The organism is Rhodanobacter sp. 7MK24 (assembly GCF_014842995.1).
GTDB lineage: Bacteria > Pseudomonadota > Gammaproteobacteria > Xanthomonadales > Rhodanobacteraceae > Rhodanobacter_A.
Genome location: NZ_JACYXL010000010.1, coordinates 75,454 through 96,909, shown reverse-complemented (window position 1 = coordinate 96,909; position 21,456 = coordinate 75,454). Strand labels below are relative to the sequence as shown.

Here is a 21,456-nt window from a genome sequence, read left to right as displayed (position 1 = left end):
CTGAGCATCCTGACCCGGCGCGCACCACGCCTTGGGCGCTTCCCACACGCCCCACGTCGCGCCGAAGCCCAGTGCCGCCTGGAAAGCCAGTAAGTCGCCCCGCTCCATGGACTGAATCTCCCGAATATCCAGCGAGAGCAACACGCGCTGACGATTTGCTACCTGGGGAGCGGGCAATTGAGCGACTTTCCTTACCATGACACCTTCCTAGTTGTGCCCTGACCAAGGATCGAGTACGCGGCGCCCACTCTCAAATTCCGCTTCCCAATACCGTCGATGCCGCGCCACCTCTTCCTCGGGCCACTGACGCAGATCGTGCTGGAGCATATCCAGATCCCCGGCCAGTTGTGATTCGATCCAGATCACCATGCTCACTTGACAACGAATCCGCTCCAGTTCAACTAAGCGTTTGACCATCGCGAAGCTATCGACCGCATAAGCCTGTGGGCAGCCCGGGCAGCGCTCGCCGCGTCGGCACCGCATCGTGCCATCGCTTGGGTTCCCTGGATCGATCTCTTGCGGCGGATGAAACGGGCGCTGACATTGATAACCGGAGGAAGTCAATTCACGCGCATGGATCACTTGGCGGTGCGCATCGAGCCGAGCACGATCATCGTCACTGGGATCCACGCCCAGTTCCACCCGAGCGCGCACCACCACAAGATCCAAGCGACCATGACGCAGTTCGTCGAACATCGTGACTTGCACGTCCAGCAATTTTTTTTCGGAGAATCGACGCCACAGCTTGCTGCGAAGGTAGTGACGGGTCGACGTCAGGTGTTTATGTCCAAGCGCCCACTGCACCATGACCCATGAATAGCGGGATTCGACGAATACGAAGTTCGCGTAGATGTCGCGCCAGTCCGACGGTGTCATTGACTCGGGAATGAGCGTGCGGCGCACCAGTAATGTCCGAGGCGACGCTTCCGGTCTCGTTGCGTTATTGGCCGCGATGATCGCGTTGTCGCGATCTATTGCTGCATTCATCGCGCGCGCTTCCTCGTTATGCTGTCGCACGCAACGACGCCAATACACCGACGGCCGTGTCTCGTCCGTACCGAGTGCCACGACCAGCCCCGTACAGTTCTTCTGCCCGGCCGCAAGCCAGGGCGAGCACAAGGCACGCTCGACATTTGTGCAATCCTTCGCGCGGGAAGCGTCGATCGACAGCAGGGATCGTAACGCCTCGGTGCGCCCCAGCAGGGCGCGGACAATCTGCAGCGGTGCTGTGGTCATGCGCCCGCGGCAGATTGTCTGCTGCCAATCCCGTGAGCGCTCCTTCCAGCTCTCGATCATCCACAGGTCATGCGCCGGATCCCCGTGGGAAACAGCCCAATTAGGGTTACTGATGTTCAAAGCCGCAACGGTCGACGGGTTCCAGCCACTGCGTGCCATGAACAACTGGCTGAGGCACTGCAGATCATCCATCGAAGGGTAAAGCCCCAACTGGATATCCATCAGTGTGAGTCCCAAACACGCCCAAAAAAAAGGAAGATTGTGATGTGGCCGAAGACCCAGCGCCACGCGTATGCCGCTGATCGTAGGGAGAGGATCACCGGTTTGCACGATCACCGCACGATACGTAGCGTGCACGTCTGCTTCCGTGACCGTACCGAAACTGTTGCGGCGCTTCCGCGGCAACTGCATCAAGTTACGTCCCTCTGCGGCAAGAGCATCCGCGCGACGCCACCGCGCGTAGATCGCCTGAGCCTCGCGCTTGAGTAAGGTAAGCGCGGCGCGCGACTGAGCCTGATCGGGTACATCCTTACCTACGGTGTAGTTTCGATCAGGATAAGGCGGCCACACAAAAAGCCGGTCCTTGCCTGAAGTCAACGCAAGGGCCTGTTGCAGAATGAATCGACATTGTGAGTAGTAGCTCAACGTGGGTGCTTTCCAATCGCCATCGTCCGGCGGATGTAGCCACAGCAATCCCTTAACCTCATCGATATCGGCAAGGCTCTGCACGGCGCCAAAGCGCTGCTCGTAGCCGTCTAGAAATCGCCAGAACTCGCGCAATCCACCAAGACATATGTGGAGCGCGCTATAACCCCGACTCACAGCTCCCAGTTTGATAGCCGGCCATAGTTGATCCGCGAGCACGGGCCGACCGGCAAAGCCGCCGTTCCAGAACTGCCCGCCACGACCAGTCCGTTGCGCTGATGCCCCCACCCACAATTCAGAGAAATCGACGGGCTGGCCTTGCTTGGGGGCCACCATGCGCGTCATCGGCCGCATGACGACTGGCGCCTTTTTTTCCAATCACACCTCCTCGTCATCCCCGTCCATCAGGTCCTGCCAACGCAACGTCGGCGCTCCTATCAATTCTGTTAGGCGGAACAGCGCGGCCCGGATATAGCGATGCGTGGTATCCACACTCAGATGACCGAGCGTTGGCCGAATCAAGAGATCGACCTGATTGCGCATCACTCCTTCCAGCCACGTTAAATCTGTCGCTTGGCCCTGCCGCGAGGCCTGCGCCAGACGGGCATAGGCCACGAGCGCCTCCACCGCGTACCACGCCCGGCCGGAGTGAGGATGCCACCCCTTGGGACATGCGGCGAGCGTCGTCCACGCGTGGAACAACTGCTGGTTGGCGAACGGTTGGTGCGAATGCTCACTTAGCCATAGGCGCACAGGCCTGGCACCCGCACGTCGAGCCCGCTCGGCTTTGTCAGCGCCGCTACGTATCCAACGACGTAACTGCGTTTCGCGAGTGAAGTGGCGGTAGTCATCGATCTTTTGCGCTACCTGTAGACTCAGACTGACATAACGACCCCGCACCGCGATGGGCGAGTCTGGGGTCACTTTGCGTCCTTTGACGCCCTTATTTATGAAGAAGAATACGCGACCGTCGACCGGCTTCCACTCAGTGCGTGCTGGGAGCGTCCCCACCTCCATGTGGTTGACTTCGGAGATCCGGAGACCCGAGTCCAAGATGGCCTCAGCCATCAACGCCTTCACAGGAGCGCGTGCGCGAAATGCGCGCATCCATCGTGCTACGTCTGGTGAAGACGGCAGATCGATAGAATGTGGGGGAATCGGCTGAAGGTTCCCCAAGCGGATTTCGATGCGCTCCGTCTGAGACCGTGTGCTGCGACCATGATGGGTTCGCACGTTGACATCTCGCGTGACGATGTCGAAAGGACCACGAACCGGCCTTCCCGCAGCATCGCGTGGCACAAGCGAGAGCCAAGTGAGGTAGTAGCACGCTTCGCTGACATACAAATTGATAGTGGAGTGACTCAACGGCGCCCCGCTCGCGCTCAGCGAGCCATCGAGCAAACCAGTCTGCCATGTCAAAAGCTGGTCGTACTCGATGACGGCGAGGTTCTGACCACTGCTCTCCACCCATTCTAAAAAAGCCTTAAGGCGGCGCACCAACGAGATGCAACTTTTGGCCGTCTGAAACTTGCGCGTTGGCGCAACCTTCTCACCACTCGTTCCCAGCCGAAGCCACCACTCACACAGGGCACGTGCGCGCACATACCTATTAGCCAGCGCCGGATAAGAACCGTCGACGCACATCAAGAACGGGATGTGGGCTACGGCCCCGTAGCCTGCACGAGTCAGCAGGCTGCGATCTGGCGTCATTACCAGATAACTCATAAAAGACTAGCCATGTAGTTTTGGCGAGCCTAGCAAATATAAAAATCTGACGAATCTGTCGCGATATACTTCTGAGGCCATGCATAAACACGAAGTACTGCGCCAGATAGAACGCGAACAGCATTACGTAGTAGCCCGGCGCGAAACGGCGGCCATCGAGGTCGCCGCCATGGTGGCCGACCAGCGCCAGCATCACCGGAACCAGGAAGCTCGCCGCCACGACGATGCTGCACAGCCCCGACAGCAGCGGGAACAGCAACAACGATTTGTCCGAGCGCAACACTCCCGCACTCGCCTTCATCAACGCCCAACTGCGCGCGAACTTGCCGGCCATGCCCCTATCCCCCATGCCTGTGGTGGCGATGTTCTAGCACCTCGCCCATTGCGGCGACAGTGCAAGGGACCCGATCGGCACCCGGGTCAGAGCGGTTCCAGCGAAAGCGGCTCGCGTTCCTGCGGAAACGCCGCCCACAGTTCGGCCAGCGCCTGCCCATTCACCGGATGCCGCACCTGCGGCGCGATGTCGACCAGCGGCTTCAGTACGAAGGCGTGCCTGAGTTCCTTGCGCGGCACCTGCAAGTGGCCGGCACCGTCGATCACGCGCTCGCCGTACAGCACGATATCGACATCCAGCGTGCGGTCGGAATAGCGCGGCACGTCGCGCCGGCGGCCGTGCCTGTCCTCCAGCGCGTGCAGCCAGTCGTTCAGCGCCTCGGGTTCGAGATCGGTGTCCAGACCTACCGCGAGGTTCACGAAGTCCGCCCCGTCAAAGCCCACCGACTTGTTGCGATAGGCCGGCGACACGGCGATGGCGCCGAAGCGCGTGCGCAATTCGTCCAGGGCAGCGTTGAGGTAGCGCCGCGGTTCGAGGTTGGAACCCAGGCTGAGATAAACGCGCTCCATGCTCAATCCGGCTTCGTGCCGCGCTCGATGCGCACGCCAACCGCCTTCGCGCCACGTACCGCACCTGGCTTGGAGAGTTTCAGCCTTACCCAGCGCACGCCGAACTCCTCGCGGATGATCTCCGCGCAGCGCTCGGCCAGCGTTTCCACCAGACCGAAGCTCGATGCGCCCACGTAGTCGACCAGCCGCTTGGACACGTCCTTGTAGTTCAGCGTGTGCACGATGTCGTCGCTGGCGGCGGGCACGGTATTGTCGAACGCCATCTCGATGTCGAACGCCAGCGTCTGGCGCACGCGGCGTTCCCAGTCGTAGATGCCGATCACGGCGTCGATGCGCAGGTCTTCGATGAAAACGATGTCCATGGGAATGCGTGGCTGGAACCTGGGCCGTACACGATCCGCGACCACGCGCGCGGATGCAAGTCGTGCCGGTTGCGGGCAACCGTGATACACCACCATCCACCGAAACGGAGCCTGCCGATGAACACACCCCCCGCCGTCACCGCCACCATCGCCGCCACGCCCTACGCCGTGCGCCTCGGCGACGACCGCGGCCACACCTGGCTGGCCGACGAACCGGCCAACCAGCACGGCGGCGACACCGGCCCCGATCCGCACCGCCTACTGCTTTCCAGCCTCGGCGCCTGCACCTCGATCACGCTGAAGATGTATGCCGAACGCAAGGGCTGGCCGCTGGAAGGCGTCGATGTGGCGCTGGATTTCAACCCCGACGGCACACCGCCACCCGGCAGCAACCGCATCGGCCGCCGCATCACCCTGCATGGCGAATTGAGCGAAGAACAACGCGAACGCCTGCTGCAGATCGCCAACGCCTGTCCCATTCACAAAGTGCTGAGCGGCGAGATCTTCATTGACTCCACGCTGGAATAAAGACGCGTAGCGGCAACGGCATGCGATCATGGCGCATGACCGCCTTCTCCACGCTGCCGCTCAAACCCGCCCTGCTCGCCAGCCTCGAAACGCTGGGCTACGCCACCATGACGCCGGTGCAGGCACAGAGCTTGCCGCCCATGCTGGATGGCCGCGACGTGATCGCTCAGGCGCGGACCGGCAGCGGCAAGACCGCGGCGTTCGGGCTGGCCCTGCTGCAGGCCCTGCAGGTGGAAACCGTCCGCCTGCAGGCACTGGTGCTGTGTCCCACGCGCGAACTCGCCGACCAGGTCAGCAAGGCGATCCGCAAGCTCGCCGCCAACATTCCCAACGTGAAGCTGCTGACCCTGTGCGGCGGCATGCCGCTGGGACCGCAGCTCGCTTCGCTCGCGCACGATCCGCACATCGTGGTCGGCACGCCCGGCCGCGTGCAGGAACACCTGAAGCGCGGCAGCCTGCATGGCGGCGGCATCCAGGTGCTGGTGCTGGACGAAGCCGACCGCATGCTGGACATGGGTTTCAGCGAAGCCATCGACGATATCGTGGGACGCATCGCAAAGCACCATCAGACCCTGCTGTTCTCGGCCACTTATGCCGACGAAATCCGCGCCGTGAGCGGACGTGTGCAGAACAATCCGGTGGAAGTGACGGTGGAAGCTCCGCACGAGGAAACCACCATCGAGCAGCGTTTCCACGAAGTGGATCCGGCGCAGAAACTGGATGCGCTGGCGCAGTTGCTGGCCAAGGGCACACTCAGCACGGAGCAGGCACAGCACGCGCTGGTGTTCTGCAACATGCGCAAGGACGTGGATGCCGTGGCGCAGGAACTGGATCGCCGCGGCTTCTCCGCACTCGCCCTGCACGGCGACATGGAGCAGCGCGACCGCGATGAAGTGTTGGTGCAGTTCGCCAACCGCAGCTGCTGCGTCCTGGTCGCCACCGACGTGGCGGCGCGCGGCCTGGACATCGCGGCGCTGCCACTGGTGGTCAGCTACGACATCGCGCACGACCCCGACACGCACACGCACCGCGTCGGCCGTACCGGGCGCGCGGGCGAGAATGGCCTTGCCATTACCCTGGTCGCGCCGCGCGAACGGCCCAAGGCGACGAACATCGAGGAGCAGCTCGGTCGCCCGCTACCGTGGCATCCGCTGCGCGTGTCGCCGCCGCGCGGCAAGCAGCTCAATCTGGCGCCAATGAAGACCCTGGTGATCGACGCCGGGCGGCAGGACAAGCTCCGCCCGGGCGACATCCTCGGCGCACTCACCGGCGACGCCGGACTCGACGGCAAAGACATCGGCAAGATCGACGTGTTTGCCACCCGTGCCTACGTGGCGATCGGCCGCGCACTGGCGAACAAGGCACTGGAAAGGCTGCGCGCCGGGCGCATCAAGGGGCGCAACTTCCGCGTGCGCCCGCTCCATTGAGCCCGCGACTGGACTCGTGCAGCCATCATGCCCCACGACACGAAGACGCCGCTGCCGCTGCATGATGCCGACGCCCAGGTCGCCTCGGGCAAATCGCAGATGAGGTCGGGCTCCCTGGCCGACGCTGCGCACAGCTGTCGGCAAGCCATCGCACTCAAGCCAGACCATCTTGAAGCGCATTACCTGCTGGGCAACGTGCTCGGCGCCCAGGGGCGGCTGGCCGAGGCCGCGGACGGCTTCAGGCAGGCGCTGGCGATCAAGCCGGATTTCATCGAGGCGCGCGCCCGGCTCGGCCATACCCTGATGGCGATCCATCAACCAGGCGAAGCCGAAGCGCACTTCCTGCAGGTGCTGGCGGCGCGTCCGGACGATGCGAACACGCACAACAGCCTCGGCATCGTGTACCGGGAGCTGGCGCGCCTGGCTGACGCCGAAACCTGCTATCGCTGCGCATTGTCGATCAAGCCGGACTACGCCGAAGCGCACAACAACCTGGGCAACGTCCTGCGCGACCAGGGCCGACGCGGCGAGGCGGAGTCCAGCTACCGGCAGGCGCTCGCCATCAACGACCGCTTCGCCGAGCCGCACTTCAATCTCGGCAACATCCTGCGCGACCAGCAGCGGCTGCCCGAGGCGGAGCAAAGCTACCGCTGCGCACTGGCGATCAGGCCCGACTACCTGATGGCGCTCAACAACCTGGGCCTGTGCCTGAAGAAGCAGGGGCGCGTGGAAGAGGCCTGCGCGAGCTTCGAAGCCGCGGTCGCGATCAAGCCGGATTTCCTGCAGTCCCTCTGCAACCTCGCGCCGTTCAGGACGTACGCCGCGGATGACCCGCAGCTGCGTGCGCTCGAGGACCAGCAGCACCAACTGCCCTCCCTGCCGCAGGCGGGACGCGTCAATTACTGGTTCGCCCTCGGCAAGATGCGCGAGGACGCCGGCCGCCATGACGACGCCTTCGCGGCCTACGCGGAAGGCAATCGCCTGCAGCGCATGCGGTTTCCGCACGACGAGGCGCGCGAAGCGGCACTGGTCGCGCAGTTGAAGTCCGTCTTCCACGCCGGCCTTTTCGAGCATCGGCCGCCGTCGCGCTGCACCGGCAGGACACCGGTCTTCATCGTCGGCATGCCGCGTTCGGGCACGACCTTGATCGAGCAGATCCTGGCCAGCCATCCGGGCATTCATGGAGCCGGCGAGCTGACCGACCTGCACGACGTGGTGCACTCGCTGGACACGGCCAGCAACGCGTCCGTCGCCGCGTATCCGGAAATCGCCGTCACGCTCTCCGTCGAAGCCTTGCAGCAACTGGGCGCAGCCTACGAGGAACGCGCGTGGCGGCATGCCCCGCAGGCGACGCACATCACGGACAAGCTGCCGGCCAACTTTCTGCACGTGGGCATGATCCACCGGATGCTGCCGCACGCGAAGATCATCCATGCCATGCGCGATCCTATGGACTCGTGCTTCTCCTGCTACGCGCGCCTGTTCGAGGAAGGCAACCTCGATTTCAGCTACGACCTCGGCAGCCTGGGCCGCTATTACGTGCGCTACATCGAACTGATGCGCCACTGGCATCGCGTGCTGCCAGCGGGAACCGTGCTGGATTTGCGCTACGAGGACATGGTGGCCGATACCGCGGGCCACGCACGGCGCCTGCTCGACTACCTCGGCCTGCCCTGGGACGAACGCTGCCTCGATTTCCACCGCAACCAACGCGTGGTGCGAACCGCCAGCATCGCCCAGGTGCGCAAGCCGATCTATCGATCGTCAGTGGCCCGCTGGAAGCATTTCGAGACGCACCTCAAGCCTCTGCTGGATATCGTGCGGGATTACCGCTAACCGGCGGCGACAAGCCAGCCGCCTCAATCCCGTGCGTGGGGTGGTGGCCGGACATCAGCCAGCCAATGCGCGACAGCGCGTCCCGCCCATGCACCGCTGGCAAAGCACGCAGTGAGCAGGTAGCCACCGGTAGGCGCCTCCCAATCCAGCATTTCGCCCGCGCAGAAGATACCTGGGCGGATGCGCAGCATCAGCGATTCGTCGAGTGCTTCAAGGCGAATGCCGCCGGCCGTGCTGATCGCCTCCGCCAATGGACGCGGCGCCCGCAGCGTCAGCGGCAACGCCTTGACGAGTGCGGCAAGCGCAGCCGGATCGGCGAGCACGGACTTGTCGGCCGACTCGAACACCAGGCCGCATTTCGCCGCATCCAGATGCGCGCGACGGCGCAACCAGTCGCCCAGGCTGTGCTTGCCGCGCGGTGTCGCGAGTCGCTCGGCCAGGGCAGCCTGCGCGATGCCAGGGGCGAGATCGAGATGCAGCACTGCTTCGCCGTCGCGCCTGATGCGCTCGCGCAGTTCCGCGCCGATGGCATAGACCAGGCTGCCTTCGATGCCGTATTCGCTGAGCACGCATTCGCCTTGCCGGGATTGCGCCACGCCATGACGATCCACCCAGCGCGCCGCCACCGACTTCAACGGCGACCCGGCGAAGCGCGTGCGGAGATGCTCGCTCCAAGCGATCTCGAAGCCGCAGTTGGCGCTTTGCAGCGGCGCGATATCGACACCGGCATCGCACAGCGGTGCCACCCACGCGCCATCGGACCCCAGCCTGGGCCAGCTCGCACCACCCAGCGCCAGCACCGCGGCATCGGCCATGACGATGCGTTCGCCCTCCGGCGTGGCGAAGCGCAACGCGCCGTCTGCGCACCACCCCAGCCAACGGTGGTGCATATGGAAGCTCACACCCGACACGCGCAGGCGGTGCAGCCAGCGGCGCAGCAGCGGCGCCGCCTTCATGTCGGCGGGAAACACCCGCCCCGAGCTGCCGACGAAGGTTTCCACGCCGAGCCCGCGCGCCCAGTCGCGCAGCGCATTCGCATCGAACGCGCGCAGCCAGCGCGCGATCTCCTCGCTACGCTCGCCATAGCGTTCGACGAAACGCACGAATGGTTCGCCATGGGTGAGGTTGAGACCGCCCTTGCCGGCGAGCAGGAATTTCCTTCCCACCGAACCCATGGCGTCGTACACGTCGATCTTGATGCCGGCTGCGCTCGCGGCTTCCGCCGCCATCAGGCCAGCGGGACCGCCGCCGATGATGGCCAGTCGAGGAAAGAGGTCTTGCGTCATGCGCGCATGGTCGCATGTTCGGGCGCTCGGGCGACCGACACGCGACCGCCTTCGTCCTGCATCTTTCCGCTGCCTGCCGACATGGAGCAACCCGGTAAGCCGCCTCTCGCAAACCCGGCTTTCGCGTGCAAGAAAAACGCCGGAGGGATCGCTCCCTCCGGCGTTTGCGTCACGCACTGATCGAAGCGGTATCAGTTCGATTCGGTGAACTTGATGGACGGCGTCGAGCCACCCGAGGCGGTGCAGCTGCCCAGGTTCAGGTTGTTGCTCTCGCCGGTCGTACCCGAATCCGCCACGCAGGACGGCGCACTGGTGGAACCGTCGCTCACCGCGAGATTCACCGTGATGGAGCTGCCGCTGTTGAACTCCGCCTCGGAGCCGCCGGCGTTGCCCACTATGTTGAACTCGCCGGTGTTCCACACCTTCGAGATATACAGGGTGCTGTCCTTCTGGGTGGTGCTGTAGGCGTCGCCGTCATAGGTGACGACGGCCGTATCGTTGCCGCCCGAGGTCGCCGTGGCCGTCAGCTTCAGGCTGGCCAGGGCGGTGGGCGGGATATCCGGCGGCAGGGCCGCTGCGCTGTTGCCGTAGCAGTCGCCCTCGCCGTCGCTGGAGAAGCCGCTCGGGCAACGGCTGCTGCCGTAGCCGATCAGCCAGTTCTGCATGAAGATCGCACCCTCGCCGTTCTCCGCGTAATCGGTGGCGTACACCCACTGCTGCCACACGGTGCATCCGGAGTGGCTCTTGCATGCCGAGGTGGTCGAGGTGAACTGCGTGTTGAGCTGCACCGAATATTCGTTGGCGCCCAGGATGCCGCCACCGCCGTAGGCCGCCACGCCCACGCTCTTCTCGGAGGTCACGCCGGTCACCGTCGGGAAGGTGCCGACGGCGCTCTTGATCAGGCTGGAGGTTTGCAGGGTGTAGTCGTTGCCGTTGCCTGCAGTCTCCGGTGCGCCGAAAAGGTAGTAGTGCGGCATGGGGTGCACATCGGCCCGGACCGCTCCGCACGACTCCTGCTTCCACACGATGCTTGGATATTGGGCGTGGAAGCAACCTACCGACGGCGTGGCGATCTGCGTCATGCTTTCGCGCCAGGCAGCGCGCGCCACCGCCTCGATCGGCCCCACCTGCGCGCTCGAACCCTGCGCGGAAAGATTGCCGAACGACGACGCGAAGGCCGCGGGAACGCATGCCGCGCTCACCAGGCCGGCCAGAAATGCAAGTTTCAACGTTGTTTGCATCGAATGTCTCCCCATAGCTGCAATGAACAATGGATATCGCCCCTGGACGATCCAGGAGTCGAGGCACTACCGACTGCAAATGCACCAGCGAACAACAAAAACGCTTGCTGCGAGTCCATTCCCCCGATCCCGCCTCCCCACGGGATCATCCGTGCGGCCGCCTTAAAGGCGGCCGCACGGCATCCTTACTTGCTTACTGCACGTTCAACGTGACATCGTCGAGCGTGAAGTCGGTGTTGCCGGAAGACGAGGTCTCCTTGCCGGTGAACTTGATGGTCACCGTCTGGCCGATGTAGGCGGACAGGTTGGCGGATTCCAGCGCATAGCCGGTGTTCTTGTTGGCGTTGGTGAACGAACCCACCGTTGCCAGCACCGAGCCCGAGCTGTTCAGCACCTGCACCGTGAAGGTATCGACCGCCGAGCTCTTGGTGGTGTCGATGTGCAGGTAGTACTGCAGCGTGGCCGTGGTGTGGCCGCTGGGAATGGCCACCTTCTGCGACACCGTGTCGGTATGCGAGGTGCCGTAGCCATCCAGCCAGGCGAACCACGAACCGGCATGTGCGCTCTCGCCGCTACCGCAGTAGCTGGACGACGAGGTGGTGGTGGTGCACAGCGTGCCCGAGCTCATCGTCCACGGCGAAGCCGTGCCGGTTTCGAAGCCGGTGTTGCCGAGCACCTGGGTCGGCGTGCCGCCGCCACTCGACGTGACCGTCACCGAACCCGACTTGGTGCTGGTGGCACCGGTGTTGTCGGTCACCGTCAGGCTGACCGTGTAGGTGCCTGCTGCGGTATAGGTGTGGCTCGGGCTGGCCGCGGTCGAGGTGCCGCCGTCGCCGAAGGTCCACGAGTAGGTGCTGATCGTGCCGCCGGTGTCGGTGGACGTGTTGGTGAACGTCGCCGTCAGGCCGCTCGTGGTGTCGGTGAAGCTGGCCACCGGCGTACCACCGGTGGTACCGCCGCCGCTACCGGCCACATTGGCCACGAAGTTGGCGATGTTGATCGAGCCGAAGCCGGTGGTGTAGTCCCAGCCCACGGCGGCGGTTTCGCCGCTGTTGTTGCCGGAAGTCACATCGTGGAAGTCGGTCGAGTAGTGGGACGCGGCGTCGGCATAGATCAGCGGCGCAGCGAAGCCCAGCGAGGACTTGGTCGCCAGCACGCGCGCCCAGGTACCCACGAACAGCGGCGAGGCGAGGCTGGTGCCACCAATCTGCTCGGTGGATCCGTCCACGATCACGTTGGCGCCGCTGTCCGGGCTGGCGTCGAAGGCCACGTCGGGCAGGCCGCGGTACTTGCTGCCCGCGTTCTGGCCCACGCCGCTCTGCCAGCTCGGCTGCGGTTCGAAGGTGCTGGGGCTGCCGCCGGTCGCGCCTTCGTTCTCGCTGAGGTTGTTCCACACTGTTTCGTTGGTCCAGGTGGTGCCTGAGGTGTAGAGCTCGGTGCCGCCCACGGCCACCACGTATTCCGAATCCGCCGGCCAGCTCGGCACGATGCCGCCGTTGCCGCACTCGTCTGCGCCGCTGTCGCCGGAGGAGATCGAGAAGGTCTGACCCTGAGCGTCGGCCTGTTCGAAGATGCTGTCGCCGGTGGCTGCACCATTGGTCTCCATGCCGGTTTCGCAACCGCCGATCGAGACGTTGATGATGCGCACCACGTTGGCGGTGACCGCCGCGTTGAAGTCATCCACCAGCGGCTGGGTGTCGAGGCTGGAGGTGTCGTAGAGGTAGAAAGCTTTCACGCCACCGGACATGCCGGCGATGTCCTGGGTATCCAGATCCCACTCGCCGTCGCCGCTGGTGCTGGTGCCGCCGCCGTCCACCGTGACCACGTTCAGCGGGATGCTGCCGAGGCTGGGGTGCTGGCTGAGGAAGGAGCTGAAGTCGGTCTTGATGTTGGTCATGCTGCCGGAGGTGATCACGCCGACGTTGATCGTCGAGCCGGTCGCCGTGCTGCCAGCGTTGTAGATCGTCGCGAAGTCGGTCGGCGCATGCGCGCTGGCCGTGCCGCCGGTCGCGTTCGGATGCACGGGAGTCAGCACGTGGAAGGTATGCACGGTCTGCAGGCCCAGCACTTCGTTCACGATCCCTTGCAGCGAGGCCGGGATCTGCACGTCGCTGGCGGTGCCGTAGGCATTGCGCCCATCGTGCGTGTGCACGCTCACCAGCGAGGTGCGGAACGCAGAGGCGGCGGTGTCAGCACGACCCTCGGCGGTCACCAGCTGGCGGTTCGGCTCGATGGTGATGTTGCGGAAGCCGGACTGGCGCAGGTAGTCGGCAACCTGCTGCGCCTGCTCCTGCGTCGGCGCGTACATCGCATTGAACTGCGCAGGCGTGAGGTTGGGGTGGTGCGGGTTGGCAACGAACGCATCCAGCTGCGCCTTGTTGCGTAGTTTCAGCGATACCGCGACGCGCATCGGGTGCGCGACGTCCAGCGCGCCGACGACCTTGTCACCCGCTTGCAGGGTGGTGGCGTGGCGAATGGAAGCAAACTGCGCTGTGCTGACCGCACCCGTGGCGCAGACGGAAGAAGAAGCCGCTGCCAAGGCGATGGCGGCAGCAAGTGCTTTCAAACGAACGTGATGCATGGATGACTCCCCAAGATTTCGGGACAAGCGGGCCTTACGCGGCCGCATGTGCCCCGTGGCAAAGAACATGTCGCACTCGTGCGACTCCGGATTGCTTGCCAGACGGTTCCCCAGGCGCCCTTTTGCGGTGGCCGTTCCCCTGTAGAGAATCCCTCTCGCGGCCGACCCTAGGCTTTGCCTGACGGTAATCGCCCCCGCGATTACCGTTCGGAACCATTCGCCGCGCTCCCCGCAGCGAACTCGTCGAAACTACGCAACCAAATTTGCACCCGTCAATATCAGGAACCGCGAATCCACACCTGCAGCACATTAATTGTTCATACGCATTTCATTTTGAGTGATTTGCTCTATAAGACGACACCGGTATCACGCAATTACATACGACTCCATGGAAAGCCCACGGCATCCGCGTGCCGCTTGAAAGACGCGTAACCGCGCCGAAATCACGCCACAATCACGCTTTCCCATGTAGCGAATCAAAATGAAATGGCCAATCGCGCCAAGCAATATATTTCGCTTTACGAAAGTTCTTGAAATTAGACGCACCTGAATATCGGGCCAAAGATTTATCTCGATCCAAGCGTTTTAAGCGGCCTGCTTATCCCGCCACTCTCATGACGAACCCCGAATCGGTTATCGATTTGCGACGGTCGCGCGCTCCGGCGCATCGGTGTCCGCACCACGCTGGCACGGCTCCGCCCCATCTTGTAAAAAGTCGCGAGGCGCCTCGTACGAGGGCGCCACGGCACAGCCGGACGGCTGCGCCTCCATGGACGACACAGGGGAAAACATCGCGATGAAATGCAAACTGCTGCTGGTCCTGCTGGCCGCGTTCGTATGCCTTGAACCTGCATGCGCCACCGACGCGCCATCCGCGTCCTCATCCACTTCTGCGCCTGGCGCCGCCGATGCCCATGCCAAGGTCGAGGCGTTCCTGCAAAGCCTGCACCCGGTGTCCGGCGAGGTTGCCATTCCCGAGGCGCAGGCCACCTTGCAGCTGAAGCCGGGCTACGGCTACCTGCAAGCCGCCGACGCCCAACGTGTGCTCACCAAGCTGTGGAACAACCCGCCGGACGAAAAGGTGCTGGGCATGATCCTGCCCTCCACCGATCCTGCCACCGTGGTGGACGGCCGCGCCTGGGCCGTGGTGGTCACCTATGTCGACGACGGCTACGTGTCCGACCAGGATGCCAGCAAGATCGACTACGACGACCTGCTCAAGAGCATGCAGAAGGCCACGCAGGATGAGAACGAGGCGCGCGTGAAGCAAGGCTATCCCTCGATCGAGCTGGTCGGCTGGGCCGAGCCGCCGCATTACGACGCCGCCAGCCACAAGCTGTACTGGGCGCGCGACCTGGCAATCAGGAATCCCGACGGCAGTTCGGACGGCCATACGCTGAACTACGCAATCCGCGTGCTGGGTCGGCGCGGCTACCTGTCGCTCAATGCGGTGGCTCCCATCGACGAACTCGACAAGGTGCGCGCCGACATGCCGGCCGTGCTGGCCATGGCCGATTTCAACGAGGGTCAGCGCTACGCCGACTACGACGCCAAAACCGACAAGCTCGCCGCCTACGGCATCGCCGCGCTGATCGCCGGCGGCATCGCCGCCAAGGCCGGTCTGTTCGCCAAGCTCGGCATCATGCTGCTGGCGCTGAAGAAGTTCGTCATCGTCGGCGTCGCCGCCGTGGCCGCCGCGATCCGCAAGCTGTTCAAGCGCAAGCAGTGATCGAGGGTAGACGACACGGCACGCGGCGGTATCCATGCCGCCGCGCGACGTGCGCGGCCAGCGGGTGATCCATGCCCGAAACGGCGCGGCGATTGCGCCGCGTGCAATCCGCCATCAAGCACGGTGAAACAGCGTCAACTCGGGCCGATGCACGGCATACCCCTGCAACGCATTGATGCCCAGCTCCGCCAGCGCCTGCACGGTGGCCTCGTCGGTGACCCATTCGGCCACCACGGTGAGGCCGAGCTGGTGGGCGATATCGGTGACGGCGCGCACCATCAGGCGGCTCACCGGGTCGGTGAGCATATCGCGCACGAAACTGCCGTCGATCTTGATCGCATCGGCAGGCAGGTTCTTCAGATACGTGAAGGAGGACATGCCCGCACCGAAATCGTCCAGTGCGATGCGACAGCCCACGGCGCGCAGGCGCCCCATGCAGCGCACCACCGCGGCGAGATTGCGCACCGCTACGGTCTCGGTGATCTCGAAGCACACCCGTTTCGGGTCCACTTGGTAGAAGCCCAGCCAGTCGACGATCTGATCGGCCAGCGCGGCATCCTCGATGCTGGCGCCGGAGAGATTGATCGAGACCATGCGCAGCTCCGCACCGATCGGATGCAGGCGGCCGAAATTGGCCAGCGCGACCTGCACCACCCAGCGGTCGATGGTCGGCATCAAGCCGTAGCGCTCGGCCGCGGGCAGGAACACCCCGGGCGGCAGCAGCGCGCCGTTTTCGTCGCGGTAGCGCAGCAGCAACTCCACGCAAACGCCGTCGTCCGCCGATGGCTTCGCCGGCTTGATCTCCTGGTAGGCGAGCAGCAGCAGACCCTCATCCACCGCCCATTGCAGGCGTTGCGCCCATTCCATTTCGCCCCGCCGGCGCTGCGCCTCGCCATCGCCTTCCGAATGAAAATGCACGCGGTTGCGGCCACGTTCCTTGGCGAGATAACAGGCGGCATCGGCCTGCGAGAGCAGATCCTTGACCTGCACCTTGGGGCAGTCGACCAGCACGCCACCGATACTGGCGCTGACCAGGTAGCTGCGTTGCTCCCATGTGAACACATACCCGTCGATGCTGCGTCGCAAACGCTCCGCCATCTGCTCGGCGGTCGACTGGTTGACCATGCCGAAGGCGAGAATGCCGAACTCGTCGCCACCCAGGCGCGCCAGCACGTCGTTGTCGCGCAGCTGGCGACGCATCACCGCGGACAGCTGCACCAGCAGCTGGTCGCCGGCGAGATGGCCGGAGGTGTCGTTGATGAGCTTGAACTGGTCCAGATCTACGTACAGCAGCACCGCCTGCATGTCCGGCCCGGCAGCGGCCAGCGCGGCGCGCAGGCGGTGCTCGAATTCGTGGCGGTTGTACAGCTCGGTCAGCGCGTCATGGCTGGCCTGGTAGCTCAACCGCTCGGTGAGCCGCCGCTGCTCGCTGATGTCGCCGGCCACCATCAGCAACTTGTCGCTGCCGTTAGTGGCAACGTGCGTGATCGCCACGTTGGCCCAGAACGGCGCACCGGTTTCGTCGATCAGCCCGGCCTCCACCTGCTCGCCGGCAGCGCCGCCGCCGGCCAGCGCCTCCGGTTGCGCGTCCTTGAACAATTCGGCAAGCCGATGCCCGGTGACGCCCGCGCCGAACCGGGAACGTGCGGCCTGGTTGGCGTAGACGATGCGACCGTCGTCGCTGCTCGCCAGCAGCACCAGCGCGGGCAGCCGTTCGTTGAGCGCGCGGAAACGTTCTTCGCTTTCGCGGTAGCGGCGACTCATGCGCCAGCCCAGTTCCAGCGCGCGATGGCGCGTGCCCACGATGGCGTACACCAGCATGGCCAACAGCAGGCTGGCCAACGTGCCGGCCTGCAGGGTGGCCCAGTGCCAGGCGTCGACGCGGGCCGCCAACGGGTACATCGCCACGTCCCATTTGCGACCGCCATGCACCAGCGTGCGCCCGTAGCGAGGGCCGGCGGCATCGGGTGTCGCGCTGCCTGGTGCAGAGTCGTACACCAGCTGCGGGGTCGACCGGGTGACATCACTTACCCGCAGGCGCAGTACGCCGGTCAGGCCTTCGGGCAGAGTGCCTTCGATCAGGGTGCTCAGGCGAAACGAAGCCGACACCGTGCCCTGTTCGCGCGCGCGCCGTTCTTCGATGGTCCGTGGCATGGCGCCGGGACTGAATACCGGCAGGCTCAGGGTGACGCCCATGTCGCTGCCGGTCCCTTTGCCCGGTTGCACCAGGCGGAACGGTGCCGACATGGTCACTTGATCGCTGTCGCGCGCCTGCAGCAAGCCGGCGAGGTTTTCCTTCTGGCCGGCTTCGTCCAGTCCGATCAGGATCGCATTGCCTTTCTTCGGCTCGGTCAGCTGGATGATGTAGTGCGCACCGTCCGCCCGCTGCGTGCGTGGTGCATAGGCCAATGCCAGCAGGGCCGGGAAACGTTCGCCCGGACGCATGTTGAAGTAGAAATCCGCAAACTCGTCGGGTGTCACCAAATCGGAAGCAAGGTACAGCGACTGCGTGGCGCGCATCAGGGTTTCCAGCAACTGCAACTGGCCCTGCATGCCCGAATAGACTTTATTGGCGAGCTCGGTGCGCACCGACCACTGCTCCGCCTGCTCGCGCCGCCATTGCTGGTTCTGCACCAGCAGCGAAAGCGCCAGACCCAGCAGCAAGGCCAGCAGGCTCCACAGGCGTGCCGGGGTTCGCCAGTGCGGCGAAGGCCGCCGCTCCGGTCCGGCGTTGCCGGCTTTGTCAGCAAGCATCGCGTCCGCGTTGTCGCGTTTCCCCTGCGTGGACAAATCCGTTTTCCTGCCGATGCCTGCGCCACTGCACCGCCGTGTTGAAAACGGCGGGACATGCATGGCCGTCCTGGCCTTGCGCCATGCCGCGGGTCGCTAGTTCCGCTCGCGCGGTTTGGCCCGATGCGTCGGCGTTGCCGTCCAGGGATCGTCCGGCCACGGATGCCTCGGGTAACGACCCTTCAGCTCCTTCCTTACCTCCGGGTAGGTGCGCTCCCAGAAGCTGCGCAAATCTTGCGTGACCTGTATCGGTCGGCCGGCGGGAGACTGTAGGTGCAGCGTCACGGCCACGCGGCCACCGCCCACACGCGGGGTGTCGGCGAGGCCGAACAGCTCCTGCAGCTTCACCGCCAGCACCGGCGGCGCATCGGGCGCGTATTCCAGTCGGCGCGTCTGGCCGCTGGGCACCAGCAGCGCATCGGGTGCGTGGGCATCCAGCGCCTGCCGTTGCGCATGGTCGAGCAGGGACGACAGCGCCTGCGAAAGCTCCTCCGCCTCCAGCGCATCCAGCCTGCGCTTGCCACCGAGATACGGTGCCAGCCAGTCGTCCAGCGTTGCGAGCAGCCACTTGTCGGAAACGTCGGGCAGGCCCAGCTCCGGCATCCATTCGCGCAAGGCCTGCACGCGCAGTCGCAGGCGTCGTGCGTGTTCGCTCCACGGCAGCGCGTCCAGTCCCTTGCCGCGGATCGCGGCAAGCATGGCGGGCAAGGCGTCTTCCGGCTGCACTGGTACGCTGCGGCGTTCCAGCACGATGGCGGCGTAGCGGTATTCCTCGAACGCTTCCGCCGCACCACGGGTCTCGTTCCAGCGCAGCGTGCGTTCGCGCACGAAGCGCTGCGGATAGTCGCGCTCCAGCACGCGCGGATCGAACGGCGCGGCAGCGAGGATCAGGCTGTCGCGCGCATCGAAGCGCAGGTCGAGCGCCACCAGCCACGGCTCGCCCAGCAAGGCGGTGTTGTCATGCAGGCGTGCGCCACGGCCGTTGGACAAGGTGTAGCGCAACGGATTGGCCTCGTCGCGGCGCGCGATGCGGTCGGGGAAAGCATGCAGCAGCAGGTCGCCCACGGCATGGCTGTCGGGCGTGCCGCTGGCAGGCGTACGTACGTCCAGACGCCTGCGCCAGCCCTTGGCAGCCTGTTCGATGGCAGCCAGCGCGCCGGCGTCCGCGCCATGGCCACGACGGTCGCGCCACGCATGCAGTGCAGCCACGCGCAGGCGGAAGTCGTCGCTGCGCGCCTGTTCGCCGCGCAGCGGCGAACGCGCCTCCATCAGCGCAAGCAGGTCGGCGACCAGTGCACGCAACGTGTCCGGCGCGCGCAGCGCGGCCGCGCCCAGACGCGGGGTGGCACCCAGTGTCAGCATGCGCCGACCCAGCGCGGCGATGCGGCCGTCGTCATCCAGCGCACCAAGATCCGCCAGCAATTCGCGCGCCTGCGCCAACGCGCCGACGGGCGGCGCATCCAGCCATGGCAATGCGGTGCTGCCCCATGCGGCGAGTTCCAGCGCAAGGCCGGAGAGTTCCGCTTGCGCGATCTCCGCCGTGCGCGCGGGATCCAGCCGTTTGCTTTGCGGCCACAGACGATAGGCGGCGCCTTCCGCGACACGCCCTGCGCGACCTGCGCGCTGGTCGGCGGAAGCCTGCGAAATGCCCACCGTCTCCAGCCGCGTGAAGCCGGAATTCGGATCGAAGCGCGGCTCGCGCGCAAGGCCACTGTCGATCACCGCGCGAATACCGGGCAAGGTGACGCTGGACTCGGCCACGTTGGTGGCCAGCACGACGCGCCGCATGCCCGCTTCGGCGGGCGACAGCGCCCACTGCTGCTCGGCCAGCGACAACTCGCCGTGCAGCGGCACGACTTCGAGGTTTTCTTCCCCCTCCCGACGGGAAAGAGTTTCTTCCAGCAACGCCTGCACCCGGGCGATTTCGCGCCGCCCCGGCAAAAAGGCCAGCACGTCGCCGTCGTTCTCCGACAACGCCTGCTTCGCCACGCGCGCGAGGTGATGTTCCAGGCTTTCCTGCGTGCGCGCCGGGGGATGCTCGATGCGCACCGGAAAACTGCGACCGGGACTGCTGAGTCGCGGCGCCTCCAGCCAGCGCGCGATACGCTCGCCGTCCAGCGTGGCGGACATCACCACCAGCCGGAGGTCGGGCCTCAGCGTGGCCTGCACGTCCAACGCCAAGGCAGCGCCCAGGTCGCCCGCGAGATGGCGTTCGTGGAATTCGTCGAACAGGATCGCTGCAATACCCGCAAGCTCGGGATCATCCTGGATCAGCCGCGTGAGAATGCCTTCGGTGACGACCTCGATGCGCGTGGCCGCACTGGTCTTCGACTCGAAGCGGATGCGATAGCCGACGGTCTGCCCCACCTCCTCGTTCAACTGCCGCGCCATGAACTGCGCGGCGGCGCGCGCGGCGATGCGGCGGGGCTCCAGCATCACGATCTTCCGGCCGTCCAGCCACGGCGCGTCAAGCAGTGCCAGCGGTACCTGGGTGGTCTTGCCCGCGCCTGGCGGCGCTTCCAGTACCAGCCGCGGCGTCGCGGCAAGCGACGCGCGGATGTCTGAGAGCAGTGGCGTGATAGGGAAGCTGGATGGGGTCGAATTCATGCAAGGCGATAATATCGGCTTGCATCAGTGCTCGTGGCCCTTACCAAAATCTACGCGACGGTTACGACTGCCTCAAATTTGATAGTTTGCTGAGTGCGACGGCTTCCGGAACTGGGTTGACGCTAAACGCACCACCACATGGTTTTCCGGCTGATTCCAATGCGGAACCGATATAGCCTCCCACCAAGGTGGCAGACGCTGCTGAGGAACGAACATCGATTTCAAAGTAGTAGTGCTGCCCCTCTTTCAGCTCAACATCAACCTTGCAACTGCCATTGAAAGCAACCGTAAGCTCGTGTTTTCCGCCGGCCACATCCAGGTTCATAAATCCTAGATACGCTACCGATCCCTTAGACGTCCCGTCTACTTCAATTTGAGCCGGCTCTCCCGCATAGACAATGCCGGGTACAGGCCGAAGAAAAGTGATCCACGCCGTGCCCGCTGGCCCAAGCGTATGAACAGCATCCGAATATAACGGGCCGGTTGCTGGTCTTTGCAAAATAGAGGCACATCCATTCATAGCAAGCAAACTGCAAACTATAAGTAATTTACGCACTCTC

Annotated in this window: 15 protein-coding genes; 4 read left to right on the top strand and 11 right to left on the bottom strand. The window is 64.7% G+C overall.

Translation table 11 applies throughout. The features are described 5' to 3' along the window. Positions 1 to 207: 207 nt before the first annotated feature. The 5 genes from IHE49_RS15320 to folB form a co-directional block, all read right to left on the bottom strand. Positions 208 to 2,217, bottom strand: coding sequence for a hypothetical protein (locus tag IHE49_RS15320; protein ID WP_192159467.1), 2,010 nt, complete (start codon positions 2,215 to 2,217; stop codon positions 208 to 210). A gap of 42 nt (positions 2,218 to 2,259) precedes the next feature. Beyond that, positions 2,260 to 3,606 (bottom strand): site-specific integrase, encoded by a 1,347-nt coding sequence (locus tag IHE49_RS15315; RefSeq protein WP_192159465.1) that lies wholly within the window; start codon positions 3,604 to 3,606, stop codon positions 2,260 to 2,262. Next, positions 3,491 to 3,940: a hypothetical protein gene (locus IHE49_RS15310; RefSeq protein WP_192159463.1), complete on the bottom strand. Its 450-nt coding sequence runs from the start codon at positions 3,938 to 3,940 to the stop codon at positions 3,491 to 3,493. Before IHE49_RS15310 ends, IHE49_RS15315 begins: the two co-directional genes overlap by 116 nt. Before the next feature lie 86 nt (positions 3,941 to 4,026). Further along, complete coding sequence (folK, locus tag IHE49_RS15305) at positions 4,027 to 4,509, bottom strand: 2-amino-4-hydroxy-6-hydroxymethyldihydropteridine diphosphokinase (RefSeq protein ID WP_192159460.1); 483 nt, start codon at positions 4,507 to 4,509, stop codon at positions 4,027 to 4,029. Positions 4,510 to 4,511: 2 nt separating this feature from the next. Further along, positions 4,512 to 4,871: a dihydroneopterin aldolase gene (gene folB / locus IHE49_RS15300; RefSeq protein ID WP_192159458.1), complete on the bottom strand. Its 360-nt coding sequence runs from the start codon at positions 4,869 to 4,871 to the stop codon at positions 4,512 to 4,514. A gap of 117 nt (positions 4,872 to 4,988) precedes the next feature. Between folB and IHE49_RS15295 the strand changes: the two genes are divergently transcribed. The 3 genes from IHE49_RS15295 to IHE49_RS15285 are packed head-to-tail and all read left to right on the top strand — an operon-like array spanning position 4,989 to position 8,662. Further along, a complete protein-coding gene (locus tag IHE49_RS15295) occupies positions 4,989 to 5,399 on the top strand; it encodes an OsmC family protein (protein WP_192159455.1) in 411 nt (136 codons plus the stop codon). Between the two features lie 35 nt (positions 5,400 to 5,434). Continuing rightward, positions 5,435 to 6,826: an ATP-dependent RNA helicase DbpA gene (dbpA, locus tag IHE49_RS15290; protein WP_192159453.1), complete on the top strand. Its 1,392-nt coding sequence runs from the start codon at positions 5,435 to 5,437 to the stop codon at positions 6,824 to 6,826. A 27-nt stretch (positions 6,827 to 6,853) separates the two neighbouring features. Then, entirely contained in the window at positions 6,854 to 8,662 is a 1,809-nt protein-coding gene (locus tag IHE49_RS15285; protein WP_192159451.1) for a tetratricopeptide repeat-containing sulfotransferase family protein, read from the top strand. Positions 8,663 to 8,685: 23 nt separating this feature from the next. Here IHE49_RS15285 and IHE49_RS15280 read toward each other — a convergent pair whose 3' ends face one another. The 3 genes from IHE49_RS15280 to IHE49_RS15270 form a co-directional block, all read right to left on the bottom strand. Then, positions 8,686 to 9,948, bottom strand: a complete 1,263-nt coding sequence (locus IHE49_RS15280) for a TIGR03862 family flavoprotein (protein ID WP_192159449.1) — start codon at positions 9,946 to 9,948, stop codon at positions 8,686 to 8,688. A gap of 191 nt (positions 9,949 to 10,139) precedes the next feature. Then, a complete protein-coding gene (locus IHE49_RS15275) occupies positions 10,140 to 11,189 on the bottom strand; it encodes a hypothetical protein (RefSeq protein ID WP_192159447.1) in 1,050 nt (349 codons plus the stop codon). 193 nt (positions 11,190 to 11,382) lie between these two features. Beyond that, the gene (locus IHE49_RS15270; RefSeq protein ID WP_192159446.1) at positions 11,383 to 13,770 is read right to left on the bottom strand and encodes a protease pro-enzyme activation domain-containing protein; all 2,388 of its coding nucleotides are present in this window, start codon (positions 13,768 to 13,770) and stop codon (positions 11,383 to 11,385) included. Between the two features lie 796 nt (positions 13,771 to 14,566). Between IHE49_RS15270 and IHE49_RS15265 the strand changes: the two genes are divergently transcribed. Further along, positions 14,567 to 15,499 carry a DUF2167 domain-containing protein gene (locus tag IHE49_RS15265; RefSeq protein WP_192159445.1) on the top strand — a complete coding sequence of 311 codons (933 nt, stop codon included), beginning with the start codon at positions 14,567 to 14,569 and terminating at the stop codon, positions 15,497 to 15,499. Positions 15,500 to 15,613: 114 nt separating this feature from the next. On the opposite strand, the gene IHE49_RS15260 is transcribed toward IHE49_RS15265, so the two are convergent. From IHE49_RS15260 to IHE49_RS15250, 3 genes are all read right to left on the bottom strand, one after another. Further along, the gene (locus IHE49_RS15260) at positions 15,614 to 18,253 is read right to left on the bottom strand and encodes an EAL domain-containing protein (RefSeq protein ID WP_192159443.1); all 2,640 of its coding nucleotides are present in this window, start codon (positions 18,251 to 18,253) and stop codon (positions 15,614 to 15,616) included. 132 nt (positions 18,254 to 18,385) lie between these two features. After that, positions 18,386 to 20,896: an ATP-dependent helicase HrpB gene (gene hrpB, locus IHE49_RS15255; RefSeq protein ID WP_192159441.1), complete on the bottom strand. Its 2,511-nt coding sequence runs from the start codon at positions 20,894 to 20,896 to the stop codon at positions 18,386 to 18,388. A gap of 61 nt (positions 20,897 to 20,957) precedes the next feature. Then, a complete protein-coding gene (locus tag IHE49_RS15250) occupies positions 20,958 to 21,452 on the bottom strand; it encodes a hypothetical protein (RefSeq protein ID WP_192159439.1) in 495 nt (164 codons plus the stop codon). Positions 21,453 to 21,456 lie beyond the last annotated feature (4 nt).

What these genes read in the sequence shown, in the direction of transcription:
- IHE49_RS15320 (WP_192159467.1), bottom strand. Translation starts at nt 2,217, where the DNA reads ATGGTGGCCCCCAAGCAAGGCCAGCCCGTCGATTTCTCTGAATTGTGG.
- IHE49_RS15315 (WP_192159465.1), bottom strand. Translation starts at nt 3,606, where the DNA reads ATGAGTTATCTGGTAATGACGCCAGATCGCAGCCTGCTGACTCGTGCA.
- IHE49_RS15310 (WP_192159463.1), bottom strand. Translation starts at nt 3,940, where the DNA reads ATGGCCGGCAAGTTCGCGCGCAGTTGGGCGTTGATGAAGGCGAGTGCG.
- folK (WP_192159460.1), bottom strand. Translation starts at nt 4,509, where the DNA reads ATGGAGCGCGTTTATCTCAGCCTGGGTTCCAACCTCGAACCGCGGCGC.
- folB (WP_192159458.1), bottom strand. Translation starts at nt 4,871, where the DNA reads ATGGACATCGTTTTCATCGAAGACCTGCGCATCGACGCCGTGATCGGC.
- IHE49_RS15295 (WP_192159455.1), top strand. Translation starts at nt 4,989, where the DNA reads ATGAACACACCCCCCGCCGTCACCGCCACCATCGCCGCCACGCCCTAC.
- dbpA (WP_192159453.1), top strand. Translation starts at nt 5,435, where the DNA reads ATGACCGCCTTCTCCACGCTGCCGCTCAAACCCGCCCTGCTCGCCAGC.
- IHE49_RS15285 (WP_192159451.1), top strand. Translation starts at nt 6,854, where the DNA reads ATGCCCCACGACACGAAGACGCCGCTGCCGCTGCATGATGCCGACGCC.
- IHE49_RS15280 (WP_192159449.1), bottom strand. Translation starts at nt 9,948, where the DNA reads ATGACGCAAGACCTCTTTCCTCGACTGGCCATCATCGGCGGCGGTCCC.
- IHE49_RS15275 (WP_192159447.1), bottom strand. Translation starts at nt 11,189, where the DNA reads ATGCAAACAACGTTGAAACTTGCATTTCTGGCCGGCCTGGTGAGCGCG.
- IHE49_RS15270 (WP_192159446.1), bottom strand. Translation starts at nt 13,770, where the DNA reads ATGCATCACGTTCGTTTGAAAGCACTTGCTGCCGCCATCGCCTTGGCA.
- IHE49_RS15265 (WP_192159445.1), top strand. Translation starts at nt 14,567, where the DNA reads ATGAAATGCAAACTGCTGCTGGTCCTGCTGGCCGCGTTCGTATGCCTT.
- IHE49_RS15260 (WP_192159443.1), bottom strand. Translation starts at nt 18,253, where the DNA reads ATGCTTGCTGACAAAGCCGGCAACGCCGGACCGGAGCGGCGGCCTTCG.
- hrpB (WP_192159441.1), bottom strand. Translation starts at nt 20,896, where the DNA reads ATGAATTCGACCCCATCCAGCTTCCCTATCACGCCACTGCTCTCAGAC.